The 12,501-nt window shown below is 61.1% G+C and carries 11 protein-coding genes and 1 pseudogene; 4 read left to right on the forward strand and 8 right to left on the reverse strand.

The genetic code is table 11. The features are described 5' to 3' along the window. Window positions 1-16 precede the first annotated feature (16 nt). The 3 genes and pseudogenes from ACIU1A_RS12215 (at window position 17) to ACIU1A_RS12225 (ending at window position 2,564) form a co-directional block, all read left to right on the forward strand. Window positions 17-757 (forward strand): NUDIX domain-containing protein, encoded by a 741-nt coding sequence (locus tag ACIU1A_RS12215; RefSeq protein WP_140501564.1) that lies wholly within the window; start codon window positions 17-19, stop codon window positions 755-757. A 23-nt stretch (window positions 758-780) separates the two neighbouring features. After that, window positions 781-1,955: pseudogene (locus ACIU1A_RS12220) on the forward strand (MFS transporter). Between the two features lie 150 nt (window positions 1,956-2,105). Next, window positions 2,106-2,564 carry a hypothetical protein gene (locus ACIU1A_RS12225; RefSeq protein WP_404927393.1) on the forward strand — a complete coding sequence of 153 codons (459 nt, stop codon included), beginning with the start codon at window positions 2,106-2,108 and terminating at the stop codon, window positions 2,562-2,564. Window positions 2,565-2,684: 120 nt separating this feature from the next. Here the strand turns inward: ACIU1A_RS12225 and ACIU1A_RS12230 are convergent, their stop codons facing one another. Continuing rightward, window positions 2,685-3,839 carry an ISNCY family transposase gene (locus tag ACIU1A_RS12230; protein ID WP_404926836.1) on the reverse strand — a complete coding sequence of 385 codons (1,155 nt, stop codon included), beginning with the start codon at window positions 3,837-3,839 and terminating at the stop codon, window positions 2,685-2,687. A gap of 232 nt (window positions 3,840-4,071) precedes the next feature. Here ACIU1A_RS12230 and rpmG point away from each other — a divergent pair, with 232 nt between their 5' ends. Next, window positions 4,072-4,239, forward strand: a complete 168-nt coding sequence (gene rpmG, locus ACIU1A_RS12235) for a 50S ribosomal protein L33 (protein WP_006201775.1) — start codon at window positions 4,072-4,074, stop codon at window positions 4,237-4,239. Window positions 4,240-4,528: 289 nt separating this feature from the next. On the opposite strand, the gene ACIU1A_RS12240 is transcribed toward rpmG, so the two are convergent. The 7 genes from ACIU1A_RS12240 to ACIU1A_RS12270 form a co-directional block, all read right to left on the reverse strand. Further along, on the reverse strand, window positions 4,529-5,668 hold the full coding sequence (locus ACIU1A_RS12240; protein ID WP_404927394.1) for a hypothetical protein: 1,140 nt from the start codon (window positions 5,666-5,668) through the stop codon (window positions 4,529-4,531). A gap of 574 nt (window positions 5,669-6,242) precedes the next feature. Beyond that, entirely contained in the window at window positions 6,243-7,310 is a 1,068-nt protein-coding gene (locus ACIU1A_RS12245) for an ABC transporter ATP-binding protein (protein WP_404927395.1), read from the reverse strand. 3 nt (window positions 7,311-7,313) lie between these two features. Next, window positions 7,314-8,162 carry a carbohydrate ABC transporter permease gene (locus tag ACIU1A_RS12250; RefSeq protein ID WP_140501552.1) on the reverse strand — a complete coding sequence of 283 codons (849 nt, stop codon included), beginning with the start codon at window positions 8,160-8,162 and terminating at the stop codon, window positions 7,314-7,316. After that, window positions 8,162-9,085: a carbohydrate ABC transporter permease gene (locus ACIU1A_RS12255; protein WP_140623452.1), complete on the reverse strand. Its 924-nt coding sequence runs from the start codon at window positions 9,083-9,085 to the stop codon at window positions 8,162-8,164. The genes ACIU1A_RS12250 and ACIU1A_RS12255 overlap by 1 nt, the downstream gene beginning before the upstream one ends. A 181-nt stretch (window positions 9,086-9,266) precedes the next feature. Then, the gene (locus ACIU1A_RS12260) at window positions 9,267-10,544 is read right to left on the reverse strand and encodes a sugar ABC transporter substrate-binding protein (protein WP_140672724.1); all 1,278 of its coding nucleotides are present in this window, start codon (window positions 10,542-10,544) and stop codon (window positions 9,267-9,269) included. A 29-nt stretch (window positions 10,545-10,573) separates the two neighbouring features. Further along, window positions 10,574-11,761, reverse strand: a complete 1,188-nt coding sequence (locus tag ACIU1A_RS12265; RefSeq protein WP_140672723.1) for a PLP-dependent transferase — start codon at window positions 11,759-11,761, stop codon at window positions 10,574-10,576. Beyond that, complete coding sequence (locus ACIU1A_RS12270; protein ID WP_140501544.1) at window positions 11,758-12,492, reverse strand: FadR/GntR family transcriptional regulator; 735 nt, start codon at window positions 12,490-12,492, stop codon at window positions 11,758-11,760. Before ACIU1A_RS12270 ends, ACIU1A_RS12265 begins: the two co-directional genes overlap by 4 nt. Window positions 12,493-12,501 lie beyond the last annotated feature (9 nt).

A 12,501-nucleotide genomic window follows, 5' to 3' on the forward strand; every position in this document is an offset into this window, starting at 1 on the left:
CCGCAGGGTCCTGCGCATGGAAGGAATGACCAAGGCGGACGTCGACAGGATCGACAAGGGTCTGGCCACGCATGGCGGCCGGGCGATTCGTCCACGTGATGCCGCGACCCTGATCCTGCTCGACGGCAAGGCCAACGACTTGCGGGTCCTGATGGGTCGCCGTCATGCCGGTCACGCCTTCATGCCAGGCAAGTTCGTTTTTCCCGGCGGCCGTACCGACCCGGCGGACAGCCGCATCCCCACCGCCACCGCGCTGCATCCCGAGCAGGAAGCAAAGCTCATCGCCGGTCCCGGCCGCACGAGCGAGGCGCGTGCCCGCGCCATCGCCTTGTCGGCCATCCGCGAGACCTATGAGGAAGCCGGGCTGCTGATTGGTCGAAAAGGCGCCTTCGCCACGACAAGGTCTGATTGGCAAGGCTTTGCCGAACATGGGGTGCAACCTGCCCTGGACATGCTGCGCTTCATTGCGCGCGCCATCACGCCGCCCAACCGGGTGCGCCGCTTCGACACCCGCTTCTTCTGCGCCTGGCGCGATGATGTCGCCGTCGAACTGACGGGCGGCGGTCCGACCAACGAGCTCGAGGAACTGGTCTGGCTGCCGCTTGCCAAGGCCAGGGAAGCCGATATTCCCGACATCACCCGGATGATCCTGGACGAGTTGGAAAGCCGCCTCGCCCACGATCCGCTGTTGCGTCCGGGCGGTCCCGTGCCCTTCTACCGGCTTGTCCGCAACCGCTTCACCCGCGAAATTCTGTAGAACATCGAGTATTCAGACATAACATGACGGTCGATACCCAACCAAAGGGCGACGAGCGCGTACACTGGCTGCCGATGGTGGCGGCGATCTCGTCGATCAGCGTCGTCGGCATTGCCATCGGCCTGGGCATGCCCCTGCTCAGCGTTATTCTGGAAACGCGCGGCCATTCGGCCTCGATGATCGGCCTCAACACAGCCGTCGCCGGCCTGGCCTCGATCGCCGGCGCCCCGTTGGCCACGCCGCTCGCCATGCGCTTCGGCGTTGCCTGGACGATGATCGCCATGATTGCCGCCGGTGCGCTGGCCTTCGTCGGCTTCCACTTCGCACCCGATTTCTGGATGTGGTTTCCGCTGCGCGTCGTGCTGCACATCGCGCTGACGGTGCTGTTCATCCTGTCGGAATTCTGGATCAGCACCTCGGCGCCGCCGCATCGGCGAGGTCTTGTGCTCGGCATCTACGCCACCGTGCTGTCGCTCGGCTTTGCCGCGGGGCCGTGGCTGTTCGCCCATCTCGGCAGTTCCGGCTTCAGGCCTTTCGGGTCATCATCGCATTGGTGGCGCTGGCCGCGATCCCGGTGCTGGCGGCGCGTAACGAGAGCCCGACGATCGTATCTGACGGCGAGACCAGCAATTTCCTGCGTTATATCTGGCTGGTGCCGACCGCCACCGCCGCCGTACTGGTGTTTGGAGCCGTCGAAACGGGCGGTTTCGCCCTGTTTCCGGTCTATGGCAACCGCATCGGCTATTCCGAAGCCGACGCCGCCTTGCTGCTCACCATGATCGGCCTCGGCAACGTGCTCTTGCAGATCCCGATCGGCATGATCAGCGATCGCGTCTCGGACCGCCGCTATCTGCTTCTGGCGTGCGCCACTGTCGGACTCGCCGGTACGATCTTCATGCCGCATCTGGCCGGCAACTGGCACCTGATGGCGGGCCTTCTGTTCGTCTGGGGCGGCGTGGTCGCGGCCATGTACACGATCGGCCTCGCCCATCTCGGCTCGCAGCTTTCCGGCCATGAGCTGGCTTCGGCCAATGCCGCCTTCGTGCTGTGCTACGGCGTCGGCATGGTGCTCGGCCCACAGGCGATAGGCATCGGCATGGATGCGTTCGGTCCCTCTGGTTTCGGCTGGTCGCTCGGCCTGTTCTTCGCCGCCTACATGGTCCTTGCCAGTGTCAGGCTGGTCCGCAAGATTTTGTAAGCCGCCACCGGCGCAAACCGGATTCACGATCGCCCACTGCCGGCTGGCCCCATAACTGGCTACCCCCGGATGACTGGCTGCTGACAGAACCGTGTCAGCAGCCACGGTTTATACGGAGACCTCAAAACACTTGAAGTTGAGGAGACTCCGATGATCGACAGCGGCTTTGAAACCACATCATTGCGGATGACGCTGCTCCTGCTTGTCACTTTCCAGGCGCCGGCCGCGGATGTCGACCGCATCATGGACGCGGTGGTGGCGCTGGGGCCGCTGGCCATGGGTAATTATGACCGCAACGCCTACCAGTCGGCACATGGCATCGAACGCTACCGACCACTTGACGGCGCAGCCGCCGGCGCCGAGACCGAATTGCGGCGCCGCCCCGGCACGGTCGAGGTTTCGTTCGAACTGCCCGATGACCAGGAATTGGCGGCGCGCGTCGTAGAAGCGATCTTTCAGGCGCACAGCTACCAGGAACCGGTGATCCGCATTCAGCCGGTCCTTGCCAGCCGTTCCAAGGGACTGGACGACCGCGCCAATCCGAATCGCTGGTGGAACACCACGGGAGATTGGAAGAAAACCATCGTTCTGGAGGCGGAACACGTGTGAATGCCGACAGGCATTGGCTTCCGTGACGGCCGCAAGGCGCGTCGGGCTGTCGGTAGCTAATCAAGTTGTCCGGTTTGGTAGCACATGATCTGTCCGCTTCTGTTTTGGCGTCGAAGCGGTTCACGCGGCTTGCCTGATGGGGCAAGTGTCTTCGATTGCGGCGCCGTCAGAGCTGTAGCGAGCAATGCGGCGCGGCCCGTGAAAGATCGCGAGGGTTCCATCCGGGTAGTGCCTGACCTTGACGGTGGCTTTGACGAAGTGATGCCGGATCGGGCTCTGCGGCAGCTGCAATCGCAGCCGCGCGAAGGCGACCGTGTTGTCGCGGGCAACGACGCGCTCCTCCTCGATGCACAGGATCTGGGCCAGTTGTTGCGGGTCTGCGGCGACAAAGGCGCTGTCCTCGACCGCGGCCGGCCTGGCGAAGCGGGCATTGTGAGCTGGTAGGTAGGTCTGTGCGATGAACCGGTTGGCGGCCTCGATGTCGGCAATTCCGGCCAGCGCCAGCTCTCTCGGTAGCCGATCCTGCAAGGTGGAGAACATCCGCTCCGAGCGGCCTCGCGCTTCAGGGGAATAGGCTGGAATATGTTCGATACCCAGCCGCTCGAGTGCCCGGCCGACCTGGGTCAGCCGGCTTTTGTCGACCGCCTCGCCGGCCTTCAGCGTCACGAAATAGTGGCTGCCGCGATCGCTGTAGAGGCTCGATGGCAATCCCTTGGCGACGAATGTCTCCAGAAGGCCCTGAAAGCTCGACGCCGTGCCTTCCTCCTCGATCAGGAAGGCCGAATAGATCGTGCTCGTCGCATCGTCCATCGTCACGATCAGGTCCAGCATCGGCTCACCCGCCAGCCATCGATGACGGCTGCCATCCTGATGCAGCATCATCCCCTCGCAAGGCTTCCTCTCCCGCTTGCGCCGGTGAGCACCGCGCCGCTTGGCCCGTTCCACAAGGCCCGCCGCGTGGAGCTGCGTCTTGATGAAGGTGTAGACCCAGCTGAAATGGTGATCGCGCAGCAGGTGCTCGTGGAAATGCTTCACATTCCAGCCGAGGTAGCGATGACGGTAAAGCTCCAGCATCTCCTCAATCGCTTCCGCCGGCACCCGACGCGTCGAAAGCTTGCCCAAGCGCCGATCCAGCAACCCTGCTTCCCCAGCCTCTTCGTACCGGTCGCGGTAGCGTCGGAATTGCCGCTCCGACATGCCAAGCAACTCCCCTGCCTCCATCATCGAAAGATCGCCACCATTCCAGCGGCTCAATACGTCCCGAAACTTTTGCATTCTCCGTTCCTGTAGCCATGCCGTCCGCTTCATCCCCAGCCTCCATCCGCTGGCGATAAAACCGGACAACTCACGTGCTACCTAATCCGGACAACTCATGTGCTTACGACAGCAAGGCGCGTCGGGCTTGACTTTCCGGGCGCGTTCTTTATGTGTCGCGGCAAGTTTCCCGCGTCCGGGTGTTTGCCCGTGCTCCAGCGGCCAAAACCCCACGAACAAACGGACTGATACCATGGCCAAAGCCGCAAACATCAAGATCAAGCTTCTGTCGACCGCCGACACCGGTTTCTTCTACGTGACCAGCAAAAACAGCCGCACCAAGACGGACAAGCTGTCGTTCCGCAAATACGACCCGGTCGCCAAGAAGCACGTCGAGTTCAAGGAAACCAAGATCAAGTAATCTGGTTTTTCCAAGAGAATGCCGAAACGCCGCCCATCGGGCGGCGTTTTTTTGTTCCTAAAGCATTGATTTCATTGGATGGTAGTCAAACCCAGCATAACGGCCAACGTAATGGATCGCGCTACCGATAGGGCTGCTATAGTCACAAAGCCCGCGCGAGGCAGGGGCCTTGTCGAGCGGCTCCCATAAACCGCGAAAGGCGTGCGCGTCGTCACCGCATAAATCTCTACGACAAAAGCCACGGCGCCTCAGCAGGGATCCAGAGAATTTGTCTCTATGCAGCTTTGCCCTAGCCAGAAGAAAATGGTTCCAAGTACCTTTTCATGACATGCAATGGCACATAGTCACCCTCGACTAGATTTCCACCTCCCTCGTTCACAAGCACCATTAGAGCCTGAGTAGACTTTCTCATAAACACAGATAACTCAGATCGTATTGGTATATTACAAGAGAATCCTTTAATCATTACTAGAGAGAGTCGACTTTCTTCCATATTGAATTCTAGTTTAGATAAATCATTGTTAAATGGCCGATTGTGGAAAATGATAAGCTCTCCACGATCATTTATGGCTATTTCAATTTTAATAGGAAATTCAAATTGGATTCCACCAATTACGTAAGACTCACGTTTCTGAACTATTGCTAGGATTTTAGATATATCATCTTTAATATCAGATGTGTCGTTCTTTATCGAATTCGCTATCTGCAAAAATTGGTCAAATTTGGCTTCGAGTTTCGGTAGCGAATTGCGCAAATACCCAAGGCGAGACGCGATGAAGGCGACCTCCGCTTTGTGATTTTGCTTCAATGCCTCCCGCATGAAGGCAAGGAAAATAAGAGCCCAGCCCGGCTCATCATCCGTCGCCTTTCCACGAAAAAATGACGCGAAATCGGCAGGAACGGCCAGTTGGTCCTTTCCCTGCTCCGTTCCAGCGATGAGATCGCGCAGAACGCGCTTGCACGCTGCATCCAGACTCGCCTGGACCGCTGCAAAGTCGCGAGCCGATAGCGCGCCGTCCAAGTTTGTCTCTATTTCATCGACAACGTCCTTGTTGGATTCTAGCTTGAATGGCCCGCCCAATCCAATCTGCTTATGCAGATAGCGGCGCGCGGCACTAGCGAACTGAATCCTCGCGCGACGCTCCGGCGGCCGTCCGCCAAGCCGCAACTGGTCGGCCTCTTGCGTATCGACATACATGCGCACCATCACGAGTGAAGAGGTGAGTTCACTGAGTCGAATGGCGTGCTCCAAATCGTGGTTTGCTGGAACCGCGCCTGTATGAGCGCGCAGCTTGGATGCGACGTCCTCGTAGATCGCTTTATAACGTCCGCCAAACAGCGTCTCGCCGATCTTATCTAGGATGTCGCCGGCATTTTCGAGCGCCTTCCAACCGATCACCGCCCCGATGTATCCGCAAACCGAGATCATTCGTCTAGGTCCCTGATGATGGCCCAAAGTAGGGCGGCAGTTGACCAGAAATCAAGAATACCAAACGGCTGAGCCTAGCTCATATCCCGCCGCGGACGGTGGAGTTCAAAGAGATTTAGGCTGCTTTGCCGGCCGCCCTGGGATAGAGCGTGGCTTGATACTGCTGCCCTCGCTGTCCGCTACGCGTCAATTCGCGACTGAATCTGTTCCGTGATTTCGCTGCGTATGAAAGCAATTCTCCGGTCTCCGAGCGTGATGGCAGACGGAAGCCGTCTTCTGACATACCGGTTCACCGGCCTAGGCTGGTCATTCTCCGGCATGGTTCAGTGATACGAGCGTCGGCGGAGTTGTTATTCGCAGGCATTATAAATCTCCCCCCCCCGCTGCGTTGCGGCGATTCAAGAACCAAACTGATTGATGAAAGGACGCCACATGATGGCGGCAGGAGGAGGTTTCTATTAATGTGGCTCCGCAAAGCGGTTGGCCCGGGTGAAGCAAGTTTCGACTCGCCAAAAGGCCGTATGGCTAGAATATGCCCAGCGGGCAACAGAGTGGCCGCTCGGCGGCCGCGCCCCTACCCTACCCGGTCGGCGCTTTTCGGGTCGAAAACATGCAGCGCCGCCGGATCGGCCGATAGCCGCACCGTCTCGCCAGGCTTCACGCCGGCGCGGCCCATGGCGAACACGCAAAGCTGCTGGCCGGCCAGCTTGACGTAGAACTGCGTCGAGAGGCCGAGCGGCTCGACCACCACCACTTCGCCTTGCAGCGGGCCGTCATCCGCCAGCCTTATATGCTCCGGCCGCAAACCGACGGTAACCGCATCGCCTTCCCTGAGTGGCAGGCCATCCGGCAATCGCAGTTTCTGGCCATCGGACAGCACTGCATCCGCCTTGCCGCCCTTCTCAACACTCGCCGGCAGGAAATTCATGCCGGGCGAGCCAATGAATCCGGCGACGAACATGTTGGCCGGCCGGTCATAGAGGTCGAGCGGCGCGCCGACCTGCTGGACGACGCCGTCATACATCACGACGATGCGATCGGCCATGGTCATGGCTTCGATCTGGTCATGCGTGACATAGACCGATGTGGTCTTCAGTTGCTGGTGAAGCGCCTTGATCTCGGCGCGCATGTGCACGCGCAGCTTGGCGTCGAGGTTCGAAAGCGGCTCGTCGAAAAGAAAGACCTTGGGATCGCGCACGATGGCCCGGCCCATGGCGACGCGCTGGCGCTGGCCGCCGGAAAGCTGGCGCGGCAGGCGTTGCAGAAAATTGTCCAGCCCAAGCCGCCTGGCGGCGCCGTCGACCCGCGCGTCGATCGCCTGCTTTTCTGCCTTCTTCAGCATCAGGCTGAAGCCCATGTTCTTCGACACGTCCATATGCGGATAAAGCGCGTAGGACTGGAATACCATGGCGATGTCGCGGTCCTTCGGCGCGACGTCGTTGACTAACCGCTCGCCGATACGGATCTCGCCATCGGAAACCTCCTCCAGACCGGCGATCATGCGCAGAAGCGTCGATTTCCCGCAGCCGGACGGACCGACGAGGACGACGAACTCGCCGTCGGCGATGTCGAGGTCGACCGCGTGCAGCACACGCACGCCACCATAGTCTTTGCGGACTTTTGCCAGCGTAACGGAAGCCATCGATTATCCCTTCACGGCGCCGGCGGTGAGACCGGTGACGAGATAGCGTTGCAGGAAGCCGAAGAAGATGCAGACCGGGATCAGCGCCAGGATCGACGCCGCCATCATCTGCCCCCAGTCGACGGCGAACTTGCCGATGAAGGTGAGCAGGCCGACGGCGAAGGTCTTCTTGTCATCGCTGGAGATCAGCATCAGCGCGAACAGGAGTTCGCTCCAGGCAGCGGTGAAGACAAAGCCGAGCGTGGCGCCCATGCCGGGTAGCGTCAGCGGCACGATCACCCGGCGCATCGCCTGCGCGCGTGTGCAGCCGTCGATCATCGCCGCCTCCTCCAGGTCCTTCGGTATGCCGTCGAAGAAGGACTGCATCAGGAAGGTTGCAAAGGCGGTGTTGAAGGCGGTGTAGATGATGATCAGCCCGGTCAGGCTGTTGATCAGGCCGATCTGGCCCATCACGCGATAGATCGGTGGAATGACCATGACTAGCGGGAAAGTCTGGGTCAAAAGCAGCATCAGCGCCAGTGCCGCCTTGCCGCGAAAGGTGAAGCGCGACATGGCATAGCCGGCAAGCGTCGCGATGACAGTCACCAGTGCAGCCGTCGAAACCGAGACGATGACGCTGTTGAGGAAATAGCGCGGAAAGTCGGTCGCCTCGAGCACGGTGACGAAGTTCTGCAACGTCATCTGCGACGGCCAGAAGGTGATGCCTTCGGAATAGAGAAGCCGTTCCGGTGTAACCGATATCTTCAGCGTCCAGAAGATCGGGAACAGGGCGAAGATCACATAGGCCGCGATGGCCGCATAGAGCCCGACGCCGCCGAAGAAGCGCTGCGAAGATGAGCGTCCCGCAATCATCAGACGTGCCTCACCAGGGAGCGGCGGATGGCGATCAGCGCAATCGCATAGGCAATGAGCAGGACGAGCAGCAGCACGGCAACCGCCGATGCGTAGCCCTTGTCCAGCGACTTGAAGGCACTGACATAGATGTAGACCGGCACCGTGTTGGTCGACCCGGCCGGCCCGCCCTCGGTCATGACGAAGATCAGGTCGGCGAAAGTGGCGATCCAGATGGTACGCAGCATCACCGTGATGGCGATGGTCGGCGCCAGGAACGGCAGCGTCACCTTGGTGAAGCGTTGCCAGGGCGAGGCGCCGTCGATCGCTGCCGCCTCATGCAGTTCCGAGGGAATGGATTTCAGTGCCGCCAGCAACGTGATGGCAAAGAACGGGATGCCGAACCAGACATTGGCGACGATCGGCCCCCACATGGCGGTCGAGGGATCGGAGAGAACGTTGGTCGGCTCGGCCTTCAGCCCCAGCGCGAACAGCCAGTGCGGCAGCGGCCCGATGATCGGATTGAACAGCCATGCCCATGTCAGGCCCGACAGGAAGGACGGCACCGCCCAGGGCAGGAACACCAGCGCCTGCACCACCTTGCGGCCCCGAAACGGCTTGTCGAGCAGCAGCGCCAGGCCAAGGCCGAGGAAGAACTGGAAGAACAGGCTGGAGAGCGTCCACCACAACGTATTGACCAGCGCCTGGCCGAGCACGGCATCCGACAGCATCGCCTGGTACTGGCCGAGCCCGACATACTCCGACTTGAAGGCTGAAAACTTACGGAACGAATAGCTGATGCCGATGACCAGCGGCACCAAAAGCACCACGACCAGCAGGATGATCGCCGGGCTGAGATAAAACCAGGGTTCGGTGGCAGCGTGCGTCAGCCGCTTGCGGCGCGGCCTCCCGGCGGGTCGTATTTCGGACACGGCATAAGTCATTGGCTGTGGGCGACTCCAGGAGGATCGAGATGGACAATGAGCGTCCTTCTCCCCCGCTTACGGGGAGAAGATGCCGGCAGGCAGATGAGGGGCAGCGCCAGGCTGACAGAACGTAGCGCCGCCCCTCATCCGGCCCTATCGGGCCACCTTCTCCCCGTGAACGGGGAGAAGGAAGAAAAAACTACTTCTTGTTCTTCGCCATCCAGTCCTGCTGTTCCTTGGTCAGGAAGGCGGCCCATTGGTCGGCAACCTCCTTGGCCGCCTTTTGGCCAAGCAATACTTCCTGGAAGTTCTTGATCGCCACCTGGTCGACGAAATTGCCGAGGTTCTCCAGATGCGTCGGGGGCGTCACCATTTCATATTTGGCGCTGTCGCTGAGCTCCGTGAACCAACCCTTGAACTGCTCGGTCTTGAAATGCGGATCCTGGTCGGCGCCGTTGTGGATCGGGACGACGCCGACTTCCTTGGCCCATTCCAGATTGTCCTTGGGCGAGAGCAGCGTCGCCATCAGCTTCCAGGCGTCGTCCTTGTGCTGCGAATTGGCGAACATTGCCCAGCCGGCATAGCCGAGCGTCGGATAGGACTTGCCGCTCGGCCCGACCGGCAGCGGCGCCACGGCGAAGTCGTCTGCGCTCATCTTGTCGGCTATACCCAGCAGCGCATCCGGATCCTGGTTGAGCATGGCGCAGGTGCCGGAATAGAAGCCGGTGACGGTTTCGTTGAAACCCCAGCTCACCGCGTCCTTGGGCGCCAGGCCCTGCTTGTACATGTCTGCCAGCATCTGCAGGCCCTTGACCGAGCCCTCCTCGTTTATGGTCGAGGTGCCGTCTTCGTTGAAGTAGCCGCCCTTGCCGGCGGCGATGTTCATGAACATGTGCATGCCGTTGAAGGCGCCGGGTCCGCCACGCAGGCAGTAGCCGTATTTGCCGGGCAACGCCGAGATCTTCTTGGAATCGGCGACGAACTCGTCGAGCGTGGCCGGCGGGCCGTCGAGGCCGGCTTCCCTGAACAGCTTCTTGTTCCAGAACAGCGCGTTCACATAGTAGCCGTAAGGGATCATGAACTGGGTGTTGTTGACGGTCGAGCCGAACTGCTTGGCGCGCTCCCCGAGCGTCTTGGCGTCGTCCCACTTGGCCATGTACGGGCCGAGATCCTCGAGCTGGGCGTTGTTGGCGTAGAGGCCCATCCAACGTTCCGGCATCTCGACCACGTCGGGCGTATCGCCGGCCTGCACCATGGTCAGGAACTTTTCGAAAGCCTGCCCCCAGGGCAGCGAGATCAGCTCGACCTTGATGCCGGGATTGGCCTTTTCGAATTCGGCGATCTGCTTCTTCAGGAACTCCGTGCGCGGCGGGCTGGTGATGACTTCGACCATTTTCAGGGTCGAATCGGCCAGCGCGTTTCCGGCGGAAATCGCCAATCCCGCGGCTGTGGCAAGCATGACGGTCAGTTTTTTCATCTTCAAGACTCCCATTTTGAAGCGGCTTGTTATTTTCTGGCTTTTTCGAAGGCCTGCGCCACGTCGGCCCACAGGTCCTCGACACTTTCCAATCCGACATTGAAGCGGATTGTTCGGGGGCTGACGCCGAAGCGCGCCATCGAATTCAGTCCCGGCGTCTGCTCCAGCGACGCCTTGGCCGGCACGACCAGGCTCTCATGGCCGCCCCAGCTCACGCCGATGCGGAAATATTTTAACGCATCGACGAAGACGGGGATGTCGATATCCTCGGTGACCTCGAAGGAGAACAACCCCGCGTAACCAGCAAGCGTCGCCTTGCCCGGATGGTTCGAATAGGCGGGGTGGTTCACGCGCTCGACATTGCCATGCGCCTTCAGCCGCTCGGCGATGGTAAGCCCGCTCTTCATGTGATGCGGCAGGCGCAGCGGCAGCGTGCGCAGCCCGCGCAGCAAGAGCCAGGCCTCGAAGGGCGAAAGCTTGCCGCCGAGATAGGAATAGGTCTGCTCGTTGATGTGCTTGATGTGGGCGGCCGAGCCTGCCACCACGCCGGCGACCGTATCGCTATGGCCGCCGAGATATTTCGAAGCCGAATGCAGCACCAGATCGACGCCATGCGTGATCGGCTTCTGGAACACCGGTGTCGCCCAGGAATTGTCGATCGTGGTGACGATGCCCTGCTCCTTCGCCAGCCGGGTCAGGTGAGCCAAGTCCTGCAACTCGAACATCATCGAGGTCGGGCTCTCCAGATAGAGCAGCCTGGCGCCCGGAAGGGCCGCCGCCACCGCATCCGGATCGGAGCCGTCGACATAGTCGACCCTGATGTTGAGCCGCGGCAAAAGCCGCTCGAACAGCCGATAGGCATCACCATAGCAATTGCGCACCGCAACGATGCGCTCGCCGGCGCCGACGAAGGCGAGCACCGTGGCGCTGATCGCCGCCATGCCGCTGGAAAAGCCGCGCGCGGCCTCGGCGCCCTCGAGCGCGGCGACGCGTGCCTCGAACTCCATCACCGTCGGATTGTCGCCGCGCGAATAGATCGGCTGCTTCCGTTTGCCGGCAAAAGTATCCGCCATCTCGGCATAGTTGGCGAAGGTGAACAGCGATGTCTGGTAGATCGGCGGCACCACCGCCCCACCGGGGAAAGGTTCGTCATGCGCCAGAAGCGTCGCCGCCTCGGCAAGATAGTCGTGATCGAAACCTGAGGGATGCTCGTTCATGTCTGGCTCGAAAGTTTGAGTTTGGCGGCGCCGCGCTTCAGATCGTCCTCGACGGTGGCGATCAGCTTGAGCGCCTCGGCGCGGGCGCCGTGCGGGTCGCGCGCGGCGATGCGCTCGTAAATGGTCCGATGATAGGGAAAACTGGCGTGGCCGAAATCGCGCACGCCCAGCGGATGCTCCCAGAAGCGGTGGAACAATTCGTGCATGGCGGCGATGATCTGTTCGAACAGCGGGTTGCCGGAAACCCTGTAGATCGCCTGGTGGAACTCCCAGTCCTCTTCCGAAGACATGCCCTCGCGCGTGCGGAACGCCTGCTCCATGATGTCGAGCTTGCGCTCGATTTCGGCGATATCGGTCTGGCTCGCGCGTTCGGCGCAAAGGGCGGCGGCTTCCGCCTCCAGCGCGCGACGGATTTCAAGCGTCTGCATCAGGCTGGTGAAGTCGTTGCCGCCCGCAAGCGTCAGCGGCAGATGCAACATGTCCGGCGAAACGGCTGCCTTGAGATAGGTGCCGCTGCCTTGCCGGCGCTCGACCAGCCCGAGCCCTTCCCAGCGCGTCAGCGCCTCGCGCACCGTGTTGCGGCTGACCTTCAGCCGCTCGGCCAGGATGCGTTCCGTTGGCAGCCGCTCGCCCGGCTGGAGGGCCTCGGCACGAACAAAGCCTACCAACGCCTTCAGCACGGCGTCGTCACGCGCCGTCGTCTGAATAGGTGGCAGGCTGTTTTGATCCACGCGCGTTCC

The organism is Mesorhizobium maamorense (assembly GCF_044998965.1).
Lineage (GTDB): Bacteria > Pseudomonadota > Alphaproteobacteria > Rhizobiales > Rhizobiaceae > Mesorhizobium.

Bases quoted from the DNA above. Each gene is read 5' to 3' on its own strand.
- ACIU1A_RS12215 (WP_140501564.1), top strand. From the start codon at position 17: ATGGAAGGAATGACCAAGGCGGACGTCGACAGGATCGACAAGGGTCTG.
- ACIU1A_RS12225 (WP_404927393.1), top strand. From the start codon at position 2,106: ATGATCGACAGCGGCTTTGAAACCACATCATTGCGGATGACGCTGCTC.
- ACIU1A_RS12230 (WP_404926836.1), bottom strand. From the start codon at position 3,839: ATGCAAAAGTTTCGGGACGTATTGAGCCGCTGGAATGGTGGCGATCTT.
- rpmG (WP_006201775.1), top strand. From the start codon at position 4,072: ATGGCCAAAGCCGCAAACATCAAGATCAAGCTTCTGTCGACCGCCGAC.
- ACIU1A_RS12240 (WP_404927394.1), bottom strand. From the start codon at position 5,668: ATGATCTCGGTTTGCGGATACATCGGGGCGGTGATCGGTTGGAAGGCG.
- ACIU1A_RS12245 (WP_404927395.1), bottom strand. From the start codon at position 7,310: ATGGCTTCCGTTACGCTGGCAAAAGTCCGCAAAGACTATGGTGGCGTG.
- ACIU1A_RS12250 (WP_140501552.1), bottom strand. From the start codon at position 8,162: ATGATTGCGGGACGCTCATCTTCGCAGCGCTTCTTCGGCGGCGTCGGG.
- ACIU1A_RS12255 (WP_140623452.1), bottom strand. From the start codon at position 9,085: ATGACTTATGCCGTGTCCGAAATACGACCCGCCGGGAGGCCGCGCCGC.
- ACIU1A_RS12260 (WP_140672724.1), bottom strand. From the start codon at position 10,544: ATGAAAAAACTGACCGTCATGCTTGCCACAGCCGCGGGATTGGCGATT.
- ACIU1A_RS12265 (WP_140672723.1), bottom strand. From the start codon at position 11,761: ATGAACGAGCATCCCTCAGGTTTCGATCACGACTATCTTGCCGAGGCG.